The sequence below is a fragment of the Paenibacillus sp. MMS20-IR301 genome (assembly GCF_032302195.1).
GTDB lineage: Bacteria > Bacillota > Bacilli > Paenibacillales > Paenibacillaceae > Paenibacillus_AQ.
Map to the genome: position 1 here is coordinate 498,962 of NZ_CP135275.1, position 17,529 is coordinate 516,490.

Below are 17,529 nucleotides of genomic sequence, written 5' to 3' on the forward strand. Positions count from 1 at the left end.
TAAAAACCTAATGTTGGGAAAATAAGTGGAAAAAGTACATTTAATTCTACCGATTATGCCTTCTGGCTGAGATAAGAAGGGGATTAAATGCTGTTTATCCACTTATTTTCAGCTCAAGGTTTAGTTTGTGGAATTTAAGTGTACTTTTTCCACTTAAAATGCATGGATCAGGATGACAGCTGCTGTAAGAACCTCTTGTGGAGCAAGGGACTAAAGCAATAAGTTACTGTTACAAATGCTGAAGGAGCAGCGTTACAATGAGTGGCGGTCAGTTGGCGGCTAAAGCTACTATTACATTTACTATTCTGAAATCCCGCTAAGCAAGGTGATTGCACGATTCCGTCAGCCCTATTCCTGCTACTCAGCAATTCCGCTAACCTGTAATCGTATAGTACTACACCTGCCCCCCTAGCCTGCAATCACTAAACGGTGATCTCGCAATCCTGCTTATTACTTTTCCGCAATTCTTCCACTCCAATGCTTACAATCCGCACTCCGCAGCTCTTCTGTCCCATCATTCCGTGCTCATCGCTTAATTTTCTCCCGAAACGGATTATTGCTGCCCTTTTTCAATCCTCTGCCCTTTCTCAATCCTCCGCCCTGCACAAGCACCATTGACAACCTGTATATACAGGTTTAAACTGTGTGAAGTGTTTGATCTTGTATATACAAGTTTAATGATTGTCATAAAGTAGATCCTAATGGAGGTGCTCCTATTGAGCCAGTCCCGGTATTCGGAATGGTGGCGCCGGTCCACCGTGTATCAGGTATATCCGAAAAGCTTCAACGATACGACAGGCAGCGGAACAGGCGATATCCGCGGGCTTACCGCGAAACTACATTACCTGCAGGAGCTGGGCATTGATATTGTCTGGCTGCAGCCGGTATATGTCTCGCCGCAGCATGATAACGGTTACGATGTGGCGGATTATGAGAATATTAACCCGGATTTCGGCACGATGGAGGATTTTGATGAGCTGGTCGGGGAGCTGCACAAGCGGGGAATGAAGCTGATGACCGACATCGTTGTCAATCATACCTCGACGGAGCATGAATGGTTCAAGCAGGCGGTGTCCGGCAGAGATAATCCGTACCGTGATTATTATATCTGGAGGGACCCGGCACCGGGCGGCGGCTTGCCGAATAACTGGCAGTCGAAGTTCGGCGGCCCGGCCTGGCAGCTCGATGATGCATCAGGACAATATTACCTTACCTTGTTCGACAAGACACAGGCAGATCTGAACTGGGAGAACCCGCAGGTCCGCCAGGCAGTGAATGAGATGATGCTGTTCTGGGCCCGCAAAGGGGTGGACGGCTTCCGGATGGATGTCATCAATCTGATCTCCAAAGATCAGCGCTTCCCGGATGATGACGGCAGCGTACCGCCGGGGGACGGGCGGAAGTTCTACACGGACGGGCCGCGAGTTCATGAATATATCCGCGGGATGTATGAAGAGGTGTTCGGCCGCTATGAGATGGTGACGGTCGGCGAGATGTCCTCTACGACCCTTGAACATTGCATCCGCTACTCGAACCCGGAGGAGCGGGAGTTCTCCATGACCTTCAACTTCCATCATCTGAAGGTCGATTACAAGGGCGGGCAGAAATGGGAGCTGATGCCTTATGATTTCGAGGCATTAAAACGGTTGTTTACACAGTGGCAGACCGGGATGCAGCATGGCGGAGGATGGAACGCTCTATTCTTCAACAATCATGATCAGCCGCGGGCCCTTTCCCGGTTCACAGACGACGATCTGTACCGTGCGGAGAGCGCTAAGCTGCTGGCCACAACGCTGCACGGAATGCAGGGAACGCCTTATGTCTATCAGGGCGAAGAGATCGGCATGCCGAATCCGAAGTGGAACAATATAGATGAATTCCGCGATATCGAATCGCTGAACATGTACCGGATTCTGCAGGCGCAGGGCAAGAGCCCGGAAACGGCGCTCAGCATCCTTCAGGAGCGCTCGCGTGACAATTCACGCACGCCGATGCAGTGGGATGAAAGTCCCAATGCCGGATTCACAACGGGCACCCCATGGCTTAAAGTCGATGAACGGTATCCCGACATTAATGTGCAGAAGGAGCTGGAGCAGCCGGATTCCATCCTGCACCATTACCGTAAGCTGATCGCACTGCGCAAGGAGCATGCGGTATTCACCGAAGGCGTATTCAGCAGGCTGGATGAAGCTCATCCGGAGGTGTTTGCTTATTCCCGGACCGGGGAGGGGGAGACGCTTATTGTGGTCTCGAACTTCAGCAGCAAGGACATTACGTTCCGGTTCCGGGATGCGGAGTGGACAGGCCTGAACTCAGCGGGCAAGAGCAAGCTTCTCGTCAGCAATACCGCTGCTGATCCTGTATTAACGCAAGAGCTGCAGCTTAGTCCCTATGCTTCCTATATGTGGTTAATCGGCAACTAATATCTGACTAAGCAAGGAGTGAATAACATGGCTATAGACCGCAAAAATGTAGAGGATATCGTCCGGGCGGTGGGGGGCAAGGAGAATATAGAGGTTGCGACGCATTGTGTAACACGGTTAAGATTCTCGCTCTATGACGAGAGCAAGGTGGACGCGGCAGCACTGGACCGCAATGATCTGGTCAAAGGGCAATTCTCATCCCAGGGGCAATTCCAGATTGTTATTGGTCCGGGAACGGTTGATAAAGTATATGAACAAATGATCGAGCTGACCGGCGGTGCCCGTGCTTCCAAGGATGAGGTGAAATCAGCAGCTGCACGCAAACAGAATCCGCTGCAGCGGGCCGTCAAGACACTGGCCGATATCTTTATCCCGATTCTTCCGGCAATCGTAACCGCAGGTTTGCTGCTAGGGATTAATAATATCCTGACCGGTATGGGCATCTTCTTCGATGAGCAGTCACTGGTCCAGGTCTATCCGGCCTGGAGTGACATTGCCTCCATTATCAACACCATTGCGAGCACGGCCTTTACCTTCCTGCCGGCACTGATCGGCTGGTCGGCCGTTACCCGGTTCGGGGGCAGCCCGCTGCTCGGGATTGTGTTAGGTCTCATTCTGGTACATCCGGACTTATTAAGTGCCTACGGTTATGCCAATGCTTCGCTTGAAGGCACTGTGCCGACCTGGAATCTGTTCGGCTGGCATGTGGAGAAGATCGGTTATCAGGGGCAGGTGCTGCCGGTGCTGGTATCAGCTTATATTCTGGCCGGCATTGAGAAGTTCCTGAACAAGCGGGTGCATGATTCTATCAAGCTGCTGGTCATTGCACCAGTGACGCTCCTGATTACCGGATTCCTGGCCTTTACGATTATCGGGCCGGTTACCTTTGCCATCGGTAATGCGATTACCGACGGTCTGGTCTATATTTTTGATCATTTTGCACTCCTCGGAGGGCTTATCTATGGCGGCTTCTACTCCGCGCTCGTCATTACCGGGATGCATCATACGTTCCTGGCCGTCGATGTCCAGCTGATCGGCAGTGAAGGCGGAACCTTCCTGTGGCCGATGCTGGCGCTCTCCAACATTGCCCAGGGTGCTGCGGCACTGGCGATGATCTTCGTCATCAAGGAGCAGAAGACCAAAGGTCTTGCCGTAACATCTTCAGTATCCGCATTCCTCGGGGTCACGGAACCGGCGATCTTCGGAGTCAATATCCGCTACCGGTATCCATTCATCTTCGGGTTGATCGGCTCAGGCTTAGCCGGTATGCTGCTGACGCTCAATGATGTCCGCGCTTCTTCGATCGGTGTAGGCGGGATTCCCGGCTTTCTGTCGATCTTCCCGAACCAGTGGGGCGTATTCTTCCTCGGCATGGCGATTGTACTCGTAGTACCTTTTGTGGCTACTGTACTCTATGGGCGTGCTGTAGTGAACCGTGCCCGGAACAATCCGGCAACCGCCGGAGCCGGAACCACGGGAACCACCGTCAAAAGCGGGGAGCTCACCAGCCGCAGTTCCGTCCAAGGCTCACAGGAGCCGGTGAACATACTGGAGCTGGCTGCACCGCTTAGCGGAACGGCAGTGCCGCTTGCGCAGGTGCCTGATCCTGCTTTTGCCGAAGGGCAGATGGGTCAGGGGATTGCGATTGAACCTTCGGAAGGCAAGGTATATGCGCCGTTTGATGCTACCGTAGCCCATGTGATTAAGAGCAAGCACGCGATCATACTGGAGCATGCCAGCGGTGTGCAGGTGCTCATTCATGTCGGGATTAATACGGTGGCGCTCAAGGGCAGCGGATACACCTCCCTGAAGAACATCGGAGATAAGGTCCACGCCGGCGAGCTGCTGCTGGAATTCGATATGGAGGCCATCCGCAGCGCCGGATATCCGCTGATTACACCCATTATCGTTCCTGCAGGACAGGATATGGTGGACAGCATTGAGGAGAAAAGCGGACCGGTGGCGGCGAAGCGGACAAGTATACTGACCATTCACCTTAAGGGCTGAATATCCTTTCACATACCAAGAATAATGATTATAGACAGGCAGCCCTCCGGGGCTGTTTTTCTATAACAACCGGATGAAGCCGTATCCGGAACGGGAGCGATGCGTCCTAGCGCATGGCATGATACAATAGAGGGCGGTGATTAATGATGAGAGAAAATATATATTTGCAAATCTATAATGATTACAGCGGCCGCATCCATTCCGGCCAGCTGCTTCCGGGAGCCAAGCTGCCGTCCGAAAGTGAACTGGCCGAAGCCTACGGCACATCCCGGGAGACGGTGCGCAAAGCGCTGAACCTGCTGTTCCGCGAAGGTTATATTCACAAGATTAAAGGCAGGGGCTCCTTCGTGCTGGACATGACCCGGATGGATTTTCCCGTGAGCGGCCTGATTTCATTCAAGGAAATGGCGGATACGCTGGGCGTTCCCTCACGGACCCTGGTGGAGGAGACCTTGAAGGAAGCTGCCGGCCCCGTGCTGTCCAGGCAGCTGCAGATTCCGCAGGAGGACCTGATCTGGAAAGTGATCCGGACCAGAGAGATAGAGGGCGAGCGGATTATTCTGGATAAGGACTATTTCCGCGCGGATATGGTCCCTTTCCTGAGCGCAGAGCTTGCCGCAGGCTCCATTTATGAATATTTGGAGGGGGAGCTTGGCCTGAAGATCAGTTATGCCAAAAAGCTGATCTCCGTCGAGCCGTCGGCCGCAGAGGATCACCGGCTGCTCGATTTGAAACAGCATACGCATATTGTCGTTGTGCGGAACTACGTTTATCTGGAGAACACAGTGCTGTTCCAGTATACGGAGTCCAGACACCGGCTGGATAAGTTCCAGTTCGTGGAGTTCGCCAGACGGGTGCGGCGGTAACAGGCACTCCAGGCACTCAGGACAGGAGCGGCAGGTTAAAGTAAAACACATTCCCGGCACCCGGGGAGGAGCGGACCCCGATTTCCCCGCCGTGTGCTTCAATAATGTATTTGCAGATGGCAAGTCCAAGACCTGCTCCCCCTAAATGGCTGGAGCGCGATTTATCCCCGCGGTAGAACCGCTCGAAGAGGCGGGGTAAGTGTTCCGGGGCAATTTCCGGGCCGTTGTCCCTCACACTCACTTCCAGCCGCCCCCCGGCAGGGGAAGCGCTGATAGTGATCTGCGCCGCTTCTCCTGCGTACTTCGTAGCATTGCCGACCAGGTTATTGAATACCTGCGTGAGGCGGACCGGGTCTGCCCGGACTGCTCCGGCCGGAAAGGGACGGACCACAGTGAGTGTGGCCCTTCCCTCTGCCAGTTCATATTCCAGCGGACGCACGATGGATTCCAGCAGCGCTGCACATTCAGTCTCTTCGTAGTTCATTTGCAGTTGCCCAGTCTCCAGCTCCGAGAACCGGAACAGATCCTCAATCAGATCATTTAGCTTATCTGCCTTGTCCCGGATGATTGACAAATAACGCTTGAATTTGATTTCATCGTGGGCCACCCCGTCCTGTAAGCCTTCCACATAGCCTCTTATAGATGAGAGCGGTGTTCTAAGATCATGGGATATGCTCGCAATCAGTTCATTGCGTGCTTGTTCATATGCGTCCTGGTTCGCCTTAGATTCCAGCAGACGGGTTCTCATCAGCTCGAACACGGCGCTGAACCTGCCCATCTCATCATCAGCCTGATAAGTGATCGGGCAATCCATGTTGCCCTGCACAATCTGTTCAGCCACAAGCGTAAGCTCCCGGAGAGGCAGTAACACTTGTCTCGTAATGATCCGGGTCATCCAGACCGTGCAGAAGATCAGCGGGAATGAAACTATAATGACCACAGGAATAATCCCATAATACGCATCGCCTGCAGAGGAATCGCCATTGATTCCGGTACCGATAGCTACAGAGGACAGGAGCAGCAGGGGAAGCAGGATAATGATATACATCGAAGTAATCATTTTAAAGCGGAGGCCTGGTTTTTTCATTTATATCCCCCCGTGAAATTTATAGCCGATGCCTCGGATGGTAAGAATGTACCGGGGGTTTGCAGGATCTGTTTCGATTTTTTCCCGTATCTTTTTGATATGCACCGTTACCGTATTCAGATCGCCGTATTCATGTCCCCCCCAGGCATTACCGAATATCTGCTCCCGGGTAAACACCTGATTGGGATGGGCCGCGAGGAAGCGGAGCACCTCGAATTCCCTCGCCGGGAAATGGACAATCTCATTGCGGACCCGGACCTCGTAGGCTTTGAGATCCAGCTCCAGGCCCGGATATACGACTGTATCCTGCTGCCGTGAAGGCAGATTTAGCCCGTTAAACCGCCTAAGCTGTGCTTTTACCCGGGCAACAATTTCACTTGGACTGAAGGGTTTCACCACATAGTCATCCGCTCCAAGGCCAAGGCCCAGGATTTTGTCGGAATCCCGTTTTTTTGCGCTGAGCATGATGATGGGAATGTCGGATTCCGTGCGTATTCTGCGGCATACCTCCATGCCATCGAGCAGCGGCAGCATAATATCAAGGAGAATGAGCTGCGGCCGGAACCGGGAGAAAGACCGGAGCGCTTCTTCACCGTCAGGGCAGATGAGCACCTCATAACGTTCAATCTCCAGGTAATCCTTGATCAGTTCGGCGATCTCCGGCTCATCTTCGACAATCATAATCCGTTCGCTTGCCATAGTAGGGACACATCCGTTTTCATATGATTATTGTTCTATATAAGACTTACTTATGAAGATTTAAACTTGAAGCTTAGTCGGCACTGCGGTGAACATTTGGACTTCCGGCCGCTGTTGTCCCCAGATTTCTTGATTAGAACCGCTGGTCGCGGTAGAAATCCGGTGACTGCTTATGCTTCCGAAGTAGCTTTCCTGGGGAAAGCTTTTAGGCGGACGCTATCGCTCCTACAGTTCCAAATATCCCCTCCGCTTCTTTCGCTTTTGTTAATGTCTATAGTGTGTCTTATATAGAAACCATCATATCTGATTTGGATATATCCGTAAATCAGCCTGTTTTAAAGCTGACCAATGACAGCAGCAGCAGCAACGCCCCGGCAATAATAAGCACAAATGTGAGAATTCGTTTTTTCATAGTCAAGTCTCCTTCATATCTGTTATTTGATTTCCATCTTTCTGAAGCTCATGATCCCGGCCCAGGCAAACAGGAGGATAGTGGCAATGGGAATAAGAATCAGGAGGGCAAGCTCATGCGCGGTCAGCTGGAAGTTGCCGATCTCCAGAAACAGCTTAAATACGGTATGCTCGTAAAATGTTTTGTACATTGCCGATTTTGAGCTCAGCCATTCGGAGATGGTGTCGAAGAACAGGAGTACCAGAAGCACCGCGCCAATGGTTACTCCGCTTATGGTCGTTGTAACTGCGAACACAGCAACAATCGAAGCAAAGGCGGCTGAATAAAGTATCGTAAAGGCAAGCGTACGCAGAAAATAAAGGGCCGCATGCAAGTCCGGGAGGCTGCCAAAGCCATTCAGCACACTGCCCGCTGCCGTGCATATTACAGGAATGGTCAGCATCAAAATAATAATGCCGGCTGCATAAGCTGCCAGCTTGGCAGTATAAATCTGCCTCCGGCTATACCCTGAAGCCGCCGAAATTTTCATAATTCCGAGGCCGTGCTCACCTGAGAGGAAGAAGCCCCCCACTACGGCTAACGAGATTTTCAGCACAAGCACATTAACCTGTATCCCGTAGCCAAGCCCTGCGATGCCGCTGAATACCTTCTGGCTTGAACCCATATAATTAATCACTGCGGACAAGAGAACCGCCAGGATGATAAAAGTGAAGATCAGCATCCGGAACGAGGGCTCTTTGTATAATTTGTACAGCTCAGACCGCAACAGATTTACCATTGTCCGCGCCTCCGATCAGCTTGGTGTAATACCGCTCCAGCTTATCGCCCTCCGGCATGAACTGCTGGACCTCCAGGCCTGCCGCAAACAGCTTCGCAGAGAGTTCGCCGGGACGGCCAAAAGGTTCATACAGGCGGATAATTCCGTTCGCATCCAGTACACATTCACTTGACCCGTATTCTCCTTGGATAATTCCGACAGCGGTTTCCGGAGAGTCCACCTTGATGTGCAGGTACTGCCTGCACTTGGCCTGAAGCTCATTTGCGGTCAATTGCTCCAGCATCCGTCCGTTATGAATTATTCCGTAATCCGTTGCGAGCAAATGCAGCTCACTCAGAATGTGGCTGGACATAAGGATGCTGATGTTCCTTTCCCGGTGCAGGCGAAGGAGTAATTCCCTTAATTCAACAACTCCCACAGGATCGAGTCCATTGGTAGGCTCGTCAAGAATGAGCAGCTCCGGGTTGCCGAGCAGCGCGACCGCCAGACCCAGCCGCTGCTTCATACCCAGAGAGAAGTTACCGGCTGTTTTATTGCCGGCCTCCGCCAGCCCTACCAGCGACAGGGTTTGGCGGATCCTCGTCTTGTCGCGGATTCCCTGCTGCAGCCGGAATACCTCCAGGTTCTCTGCTGCTGACATATGAGGGAAAAGGGCCGGAGTCTCAATCGTTGTGCCGATCCTTTTCCGTGCCTGAACAAGCTTGGCACCTTCTCCTGCTCCGAATAATTCGATCCGGCCTGAGCTTGGTCTGGATAGCCCAGCCGCTATGCGCATAAATGTTGATTTTCCGGCACCGTTCTGGCCGATGAAGCCGTAGATGCTGCCCCTGCGTATGGACAGGTCGACCACCTCCAGTGCGGGATGTTTCTTGTAATATTTGGATAACTGGTGTGCCTGAAGCACATATTCGCTCATGCCTTGTCCCACCTCACTATTATTGTATGTATTGACTCGTCCGCCGGCTGTCTCTTATTATAGCGGGCTGTTATGAACATTCACTCCGTCTAAGATAAACAGGCTATAAAGGGTTCATTAACATTTGATAAACATTCCGCAAAAAATGACCAGTCCCCCGGCTGAAATGACGAGCAGCGGCCCGTTGTTTGCCTTAAAATGATAGTAGAGCGGCAACTCTCATAATTTTCGGGGTAAATGCTTTATTCTGCGTATGGGAAACAAGAAAGCCGGCTTGTACAATGACTCTAATCATTGTAAACGCTTGCGTTACACCCAAGGAGGAAACTATGCAATCACTAGATAAGCTGAATCCCGTGATTTCCGGGTATTATCCTGATCCGAGCGTGGTCCGCGTAGAGGAGGATTATTATTTAGTCAACAGCTCGTTTGAGTACTTTCCGGGCGTGCCGATCTTTCACAGCAGGGACCTGTTACACTGGACACCGCTCGGGCATGTGCTGACCCGGCAATCGCAGGCTGATCTGCGGACAAGCAGCAGCTCTGACGGCATTTATGCCGCTACATTGCGTTATCATGCCGGCCGCTTTTACATGATTACCACCGATGTGCGGGGAATCGGCAATTTCTACGTAACGGCTGAGCAGCCCGGCGGTCCCTGGTCGGACCCGGTCCTGCTGCCGCATGGAGGCATTGATCCGTCCCTGTTCTTCGATGAGGACGGGCGGGCTTATGTGACAGTACAGAACGGAGCCGGGCTGGAATCGCATATTATCCAGTATGAGATCGATCCGGCTACCGGTAAGGTGCTGACAGAACCTGTCCGTATCTGGAACGGCGATGAAGGCCCGTGGGTTGAAGGCCCCCATTTGTACAAAATCAAAGGACTCTACTACCTGATGACGGCATCGGGCGGCACCGGCAGCCGGCACCGGGAGATTATTGCCCGCAGCAGCACGCCTTACGGGCCATTTGAAGATAAGCCCGAGCCGATATTAACCCACAACGGACTGCAGGAGCATCCGGTACAATGCCTGGGTCATGCCGATCTTGTGGAGGATGTGTCCGGCAACTGGTGGGCTGTCTTCCTCGGCACACGCCCGATAGACGGTAAATATGCGCCGCTCGGCAGGGAAACCTTCCTTGCCCCGGTAACCTGGACGGAAGACGGCTGGCCGGTGATCGACAATAATGAGGGGACAGTGGTTTCGGCGCCAGATGCCAATGCTGCTTGCGCTGAGAGCAGGCAGGGGGCCGGGCTGCAGGGCGGATTCGGGCCGGAATGGGCCTTTCTCCGCTCGTATGAAGAAGAGCGTTATTCCTGGACGGAAAGGGCGGGCTGGCTCGCAGTCCGGGGAAACCGTTACACGCTGGAGGATGAGGCGCCGGCTGTATTCGCCTGTATCCGCCAGAAGCATCACCGGATGGAGATGGCGGTAAGCCTGGATTTCATCCCGGCCAAGGATGGGGAGTACGCCGGCCTGGCCGCCCGGCTGAACAACCGGGGATATCTCTTCTGGGGGCTGGGCCGCGCAGAGGGCAAGCGGATTGCACAACTCCTTGTGCGGGACGGCGATCAGCAGCAGGTTCATACTTACGGGTTAAGCAGCCAGGAAGCGGTAGCCCTGCGGCTGCGTTGTGACGGTGAGTATTACAGCTGCGCATATTCCGCGGACGGGGTACTCTGGCATGAAGCAGAGCACCGGGTGCATGTCAGAAGCCTGTCGCCTGAGGTAAACGGCGGGTTCACGGGGGTCTGCCTTGGACTGCATGCCACAGGCACGGGAGCAGACAGTACAGCTGTGGCTTACTATGAAGGCTTCTGCTATAGACCGCTGTAACTGGCTAATTTCAATCAATCTACCGCCAAAGGAGAATTATAATGAACTCATTGCCAAAAGCTAACGAACCGCTAGTCACCCATATATACACCGCTGATCCGTCCGCACATGTATTTGAAGGCAGAATTTATATTTACCCTTCCCATGATCTTGATCATGACGGGCCGGATAATGATAACGGAGACCAGTACGCGATGGAAGACTATCACATTCTGTCGATGGAGAACTTCGATTCACCTGTGACGGATCACGGTCTGGCGCTGCATCTGGATGATATTCCGTGGGCGTCGAAGCAGCTCTGGGCGCCGGATGCGGCGTACAAGAATGATACTTACTACCTGTTCTTCCCGGCACGGGATCATGCCGGCATCTTCCGGATCGGTGTAGCCGTTTCGGCTTCTCCGGCAGGCCCGTTCATCCCGCAGCCTGATTATATTGCAGGCAGTTATAGTATCGATCCGGCGGTTCTGGTAGATGAAGACGAGCAGGCGTATATATATTTCGGCGGCCTCTGGGGCGGCCAGCTGGAGAAGTGGCAGACGGGAGTATTTGAGCCTGAAGGCGAAGGGCCTGCACCGGATCAGCCGGCATTAGGGCCGCGTGCAGCCTTGCTCAGTGAGGATATGCTGTCCTTCCGGCAGGAAGCGTTGGAGATTTCGATTACCGATGCGGAAGGCCGGCCGATTCTTGCCGGTGACGAGGAGCGGCGGTATTTCGAGGGGCCGTGGGTCCACAAATACAACGGCTTGTATTATCTCTCCTACTCCACCGGAACGAAACACACGCTGGTGTATGCGGTCAGCACGAATCCGCTGGGTCCGTTCACCTTCAAGGGAGAGATTCTCTCCCCGGTCATTGGCTGGACTACGCATCATTCCATCGTCCAGTTTGCGGACAAGTGGTATCTGTTCTATCATGACTGTTCGCTGTCAGGTGGTGTAAACCATAAGCGTTCTGTCAAATATACGGAGCTAAAGCATAATCCGGACGGAACGATACAGAAGATAGATCCATATCCATTCTCAGGCTAAGCGGGTGGAAGTGAATATACGGCAGCTCCCGGCGGGGGCTGCTTATTTTGTTATGTACTGCCCCCCTCCCCCGCGCAAGCCGAATGTGTTCGGTTTTTCATATACACTACGCCAGAGTGCTGCTAATTGAGCTCCGCCGTACAATTTCCTTTAATTTGACCAGCGTATCTTTAATTTCGCTTCTACTTGGACCGGCAGCTCCTGCTATATATTAAATTTGGAACAAGAATAAAAGGGGGGTACAGGAAAATTATTTATGAATGCGTTTCCAATAATGCACCGTTTGAACTGGCAGAACAGAAGATCATCCCCATGAATGAGGAGAGTGGACAATGGTAACTCATACCCGAACACGCAAACTTCGTAAGCTGACTTCAACTGTAATCAGTGCGGCGCTTCTGGCAGGCTTGCTGCCGCAGACTGTCCTGGCCGGAGACACCTGGCCGTTCAAAGGGGACAGCGCGCATGGAGCGAACCAGCCGAATGTGCATGGCTACACCAGCAATCAGATCGCGGACTGGAGTCCGCAGACCGATCCGGATGCGGAGCTGCTGCGATCCCGCGTGCCTTTGCAGAGCCGGATTGCCTCCTTCAAGGCTACACAGGCCAATCCTAAGCTGAGCCCGGATGTACAGATGATGAATGTCGCGGGCGATTATGGAAATGCTTTCATTGAGAACGCTCCGTACACCAACAAGTTTGCCCAGTATCATTTCAACTTTTGGCAGTATGTCGACTATTATTCGTATTGGCACGGCACAGCAACGGCATACACACCGCCGGAATACTACGATGATCTGGCCCAGTCCGACTGGCAGCAGAAGTGGTTTGAGTTCGGCATGCTGAACATACCGAACCCGACCTATACGGATGCCGCACATAAGAACGGGGTCATGTCGCTGGCCGGCGTGTTTTTCTCCAACAATGACCGCGGGCAGCAGACGTACAAACAAATGATTGTGAAGGATGAGAACGGGAACTTCCCGGTAGCGGAGAAAATGATTGAAATGGCCCAATACTTCGGCTATGACGGCTATTTCCTGAATCAGGAGGAAGTGAGCCCGAACGTCGCAACTGCCGACATTCCTGATTACATCGCATTCATGAAGGTGCTGCAAAAGGGCGGACTGTATGTCCAGTGGTATGATTCTTTAACTACGAATAACGGTTCCAATACGTTTACAAGAACCTTTAGTAATAATAATATTTCGATGCTGTATGACAAGACGGCAAAAGAGCCGGTCTCCAATTCCTTCTTCTTCGATTACGGAGTGAATAGCACTCATATTAATACAGCTATTGGCTATCTGGCCGGAATGAATGAGGATGAAGGAACGAATTACAATCTGTTTGATATCGGCTTTGCCGGACTTGAAGCAGGCCGTGACCGTTTCAAGAGTGTACAGGGAACAGCGCTCAAGGACAAATTGACAGCAGCCGGAGCTCCGCGTCTGAGTATCGCCACTCTCGGTGCCGATTTCGTCCATGCCGGTCTTGACGAGGATATGGGGCAATCATGGCCTGTCTCGAAGCGGACAGAGAATGGATACCAGTGGATGACTAATCTGCGCGAGCAGCTCTGGTGGTCAGGTCCCAATGTGAATCCGGGCAATACAACCGTTTCGGCCACGAATACGGCGGCGGATGTCTACGCAGATAACCGCTACTGGCCGGGCATCTCTTCGGTCATTGCGGAGCGCTCAGTGGTTCAGGATTCCAATTTCTATACGAATTTCAATACCGGACACGGAATCTCTTATTATGTTAACGGGGTCAAGTCTAATGAGGAAGAATGGTCCAACATGAGCCTGCAGGATATTCCTGTAACCTGGCAATGGTGGCAGGATACCCAGGGCAACCGCTTGACGGTTGACTACGACTACGGTCCGGAATATGAGATGACAGGCAATACGCGTATGAATTATGAGCAGATCGGCGGCTTCAACGGAGGCAGCTCACTGGTGGTGAACGGGGCGCTGGACAAGGAGAATTTCCTCCGCTTGTACAAGAGCGACCTGTCTGTAAAAGCGACTTCCAAGCTGTCGCTTACTTATAACAAGACTTCGGAAGGCGATGCTTCGGTTATAAGCGCAGGCCTGATCTTCAAGGATAATCCGGCCAAGGTAGTCAAGGTCCCTGTGGAGAACAGCGGGGAACAAACCAGCGGCTGGGTGACGGCGGATGTAAATCTGGGAGCTTACGCAGGCAAAGAAATCGCGGCCTTTGGCCTGGTGTTTACACCGGGTGCTGACACAATCTCAGACTATCAGGTGAATATCGGCCAAATCCGTATCGCTGACGGTTCAGCCGTGAAGCCGGCTGCGCCAACTAATCTGGCGGTTACACAGGCTATTGCGAATACGGATGAAATGATCCTGAAATGGGATCTGAACAGCGATTATTCCAAGGTGAAGCAATACAATGTATATGTGAATGACATCTTTATGGGCGGCAAATATGATGAGACATTCTACATCAAACAGCTGCCGGCCAAATCCGGTATAATAAAAGTCGTTCCTGTCGGAGCAGACGGATTAGAAGGGGATGCAGCTACCGTATCCTACAATCTGGACTCGGCGGTATCGGGTATTGAAGTGGAATCAAGCGCTAACGGTGATTTCCTGGTCAAGTGGTCCGGCTCAGGCGCGGCCGGAAATGTTAAGGTGACGGTGAAATCAGTGAACTGGATTTCAACCGCAGCACCGGTTTCCAGACAATTGAGCCTGCCGCAAGGGACAACCTCAGCCTTGTTCAGCGATATGCCGGTTAATGGAGACGAATATACTGTAACCATTCAGGCAGGCAACTCGGATATTGTGACCCATAATGGCACGTTCATTGACAAGCAGGCTCAGCCATATGCCGAAGCGTGGTCCTGGAATGGAAATACGCTGAACCTGCCAATGCCGACTACGCGGGACTGGCGGTACATGTATGTCTATGAAGACGGAGCCCCTAAATCTTTTGCTGTAACTTATTTTTCAGGGACAGCAGCGCAAAGACCGATGATTATCCGCGGCCGCACCACCAAGGCAAGCCTTAGCTTTACATCGACCAAAGCAGTAACTGTGGTCATGGAGGATTACAGCGGGAACAAATCCCAGCCGCTGCAGCTTGATAAGCGGTACAATGTAACCTTTAACAGCAACGGCGGCCAGCCGAAAGCAAACGTGGTCCAGGTGATGAACGGTGCGCTTGTGACTGCACCGAATGTAGCAAGAGAAGGCTATGTGCTGGAAGGCTGGTATAACGGCAATGTGAGATGGCATTTTGCCACGGACACGGTAGGTGGCCCGCTTACACTGCAGGCGAAATGGACAGCGCTGCCGCCGGCCGTACAGGTGGTCAGTGAAGGCTCGTTCCGGGCAGGACAGAGCGGAGTGCTTCAAGCTGTAGGTAAAGGTGCGGGTACCTTAACCTATGCCTGGTATGCCGATAGAGGAGAAGGTTACGGCGAAGCCATTGACATTAGTGATAAGCTGATGCTTACAGAGCTGACAGAAGAAATGAGCGGATACCGCTATAAGGTGATTGTAACCGGCGAAGGCGGCTTAACCGCGGAGCAGGAATATGTTCTGCAGGTGCTTCCTGCGGAGACCAACTGGGTTACCCCGGCCTTTGTGATGGATCTGCCACCGCTGATGGAGACCGTTGCCGGCGAGCCGGTTGTGCTTGCCGTCGATACCACAGGAGACATTGCCTCCATCGGATGGGAAATGAAGCGTGCTGCCGATGAGGAATGGCAGTCCCTTCCGAATGTAACGGGTGCGGTATATCATATGAATCCCGGTTATGAAGAGGATGGAACGAGTTACCGGGTGGTGCTGACCGGCAAAGAGGCAGCTGAACCGGCACGTATCGTGAGCTCTCCGCTGGAACTGAAGGTCTATCCGCTGCATGACGCTCCAGCGATTGCTTCATTCACAGCGACAAGTCAATCGGTAACCGAAGGGAACGACGTGACCTTTACAGTTGTGGCCGATTCCGTATACGGTGAACTGGGCTACAGCTGGTTCAAGGATGATCTGGCGATAGAAGGCGCTCTCGGCAGCAGCCTGACCATTGCGGGTGCAGCGTTGACCGATACGGGTATCTATAAGGCGCGTGTGGAGAATACCCGCATTGTCGGAGGCCGTCCTTATGTGGATGCAGCGGATACAGAGGGGATTCAGCTGACCGTTAACGCTCAGCCGGTGTCACCAACGAATCCTCCGGCAGCACCAACGAATCCTCCGGCGGCCGCACAGCCGGCGGCAACGCCAGTACCAGTGCCGGCGGCAACACCGGCGGCCGGGGCTGCAGTGATCACAGCCGCACAGCTGGGCAGCCCTGCTGTGAACGGTGTGGTTACCGTACAGACAGGGAATGCGGTTACTATGGAGCTTCCGGTTAACGCCGGTGAGCTGCTGGGCACAAATACACTCGGCCTGCAGGGAGACGGAGCAGTCTTTGAACTGGCGCCGGAGCTGCTGAAGCAGCTGGCTGAGGCTGTACCTGCAGCCCAGGGCAGCGGTGCGAAGATCGTCCTGAAAGCGGAGTTCAAAGCGCTGGCGCAGGCTGCACTGAAGACGGAAGCCGGGGTATCGCTTAAGGGACGGCTTCTCGACTATGATCTGAACCTGACCTTAGCAGATGGAACGGTTAAGCGTCCTGGCAGTAGCGCTGCCCCTGTGAAGATCAGCTGGCCGGCGGGTGAAGGACTTGATCCGAAGCTGCTGGGCCTGTATCTTGCAGGCAGTGACGGTACGCTCAATTATCTGGGCGGAACAACTGCAGCAGGCAATCTTACAGCCGGACTTGCCGGCACCGGTACGTACGCATTGCTGGAATACAACAAGCAGTTCAGCGATGTTCCGGCTGCCCACTGGGCATTCGATGCCTTACGCGTGCTGTCGGCGAAGCATCTGATCAAGGGAGTCACGGAGCAGGCTTATCAGCCGGGCCGGAATATTACCCGGGCTGAATTCGTCCAGCTGATGGCCGGCGCACTGCAGCTTAAGGGCAGCGGTACAGTCAGCTTCGCGGATGTCCCGGCAGGCGCCTGGTATCAGGACGCACTCTCGGGCATGGTGCAGGCCGGACTGATTACCGGACGGACTCCGGAGTCGTTCCAGCCGGGTGCGGAGATCAGCCGCGAAGAGATGACCGTCATTCTGATGCGGGCTTACCGCCTGCAGCATGACACCATCCAGGCTGCTCCGGCCGGCCCGTCCATGACAGATGCGGCCAGCATCTCTGACTGGGCAGCAGAGCATGTAGCAGCGGCAGCTTCCCTCGGTCTGGTCAAGGGCCGGGCGGATGGAACATTCGCTCCTAAGGCTCCGGCTACCCGGGCTGAAGCGGCACAGATTCTGCTGAATTATTTAAATTAGGATCACTGAAAGGTTAGCTTAGCCCGTTCTGCGGATCATAACCAAGGCGCTCACCCTCTGAAGAAATGCAGGGGGGAGCGCTTCTTGTCTATTCTTT

The 17,529-nt window shown here is 53.3% G+C and carries 10 protein-coding genes; 6 read left to right on the forward strand and 4 right to left on the reverse strand.

The features are described 5' to 3' along the window. The first annotated feature begins 701 nt into the window (after nt 1–701). The 3 genes from treC (at nt 702) to treR (ending at nt 5,296) form a co-directional block, all read left to right on the forward strand. Nucleotides 702–2,423: an alpha,alpha-phosphotrehalase gene (gene treC / locus LOS79_RS02080; protein WP_315415918.1), complete on the forward strand. Its 1,722-nt coding sequence runs from the start codon at nt 702–704 to the stop codon at nt 2,421–2,423. Between the two features lie 27 nt (nt 2,424–2,450). Further along, nucleotides 2,451–4,430, forward strand: a complete 1,980-nt coding sequence (gene treP, locus LOS79_RS02085) for a PTS system trehalose-specific EIIBC component (RefSeq protein WP_315415919.1) — start codon at nt 2,451–2,453, stop codon at nt 4,428–4,430. Nucleotides 4,431–4,576: 146 nt separating this feature from the next. Further along, nucleotides 4,577–5,296: a trehalose operon repressor gene (gene treR / locus LOS79_RS02090; protein WP_315421936.1), complete on the forward strand. Its 720-nt coding sequence runs from the start codon at nt 4,577–4,579 to the stop codon at nt 5,294–5,296. A 16-nt stretch (nt 5,297–5,312) separates the two neighbouring features. On the opposite strand, the gene LOS79_RS02095 is transcribed toward treR, so the two are convergent. From LOS79_RS02095 to LOS79_RS02110, 4 genes are all read right to left on the reverse strand, one after another. Then, entirely contained in the window at nt 5,313–6,383 is a 1,071-nt protein-coding gene (locus LOS79_RS02095; RefSeq protein ID WP_315415921.1) for a sensor histidine kinase, read from the reverse strand. Beyond that, nucleotides 6,384–7,082: a response regulator gene (locus LOS79_RS02100; protein ID WP_315415922.1), complete on the reverse strand. Its 699-nt coding sequence runs from the start codon at nt 7,080–7,082 to the stop codon at nt 6,384–6,386. Between the two features lie 434 nt (nt 7,083–7,516). Continuing rightward, nucleotides 7,517–8,272: an ABC transporter permease gene (locus LOS79_RS02105; RefSeq protein ID WP_315415924.1), complete on the reverse strand. Its 756-nt coding sequence runs from the start codon at nt 8,270–8,272 to the stop codon at nt 7,517–7,519. After that, on the reverse strand, nt 8,250–9,188 hold the full coding sequence (locus tag LOS79_RS02110; protein ID WP_315415925.1) for an ATP-binding cassette domain-containing protein: 939 nt from the start codon (nt 9,186–9,188) through the stop codon (nt 8,250–8,252). The genes LOS79_RS02105 and LOS79_RS02110 overlap by 23 nt, the downstream gene beginning before the upstream one ends. 329 nt (nt 9,189–9,517) lie before the next feature. Between LOS79_RS02110 and LOS79_RS02115 the strand changes: the two genes are divergently transcribed. From LOS79_RS02115 to LOS79_RS02125, 3 genes are all read left to right on the forward strand, one after another. Continuing rightward, nucleotides 9,518–11,029 (forward strand): glycoside hydrolase family 43 protein, encoded by a 1,512-nt coding sequence (locus LOS79_RS02115; RefSeq protein WP_315415926.1) that lies wholly within the window; start codon nt 9,518–9,520, stop codon nt 11,027–11,029. A gap of 41 nt (nt 11,030–11,070) precedes the next feature. Further along, nucleotides 11,071–12,060, forward strand: a complete 990-nt coding sequence (locus LOS79_RS02120) for a glycoside hydrolase family 43 protein (protein WP_315415928.1) — start codon at nt 11,071–11,073, stop codon at nt 12,058–12,060. A 332-nt stretch (nt 12,061–12,392) separates the two neighbouring features. Beyond that, on the forward strand, nt 12,393–17,432 hold the full coding sequence (locus LOS79_RS02125; RefSeq protein WP_315415930.1) for an endo-beta-N-acetylglucosaminidase: 5,040 nt from the start codon (nt 12,393–12,395) through the stop codon (nt 17,430–17,432). Nucleotides 17,433–17,529 lie beyond the last annotated feature (97 nt).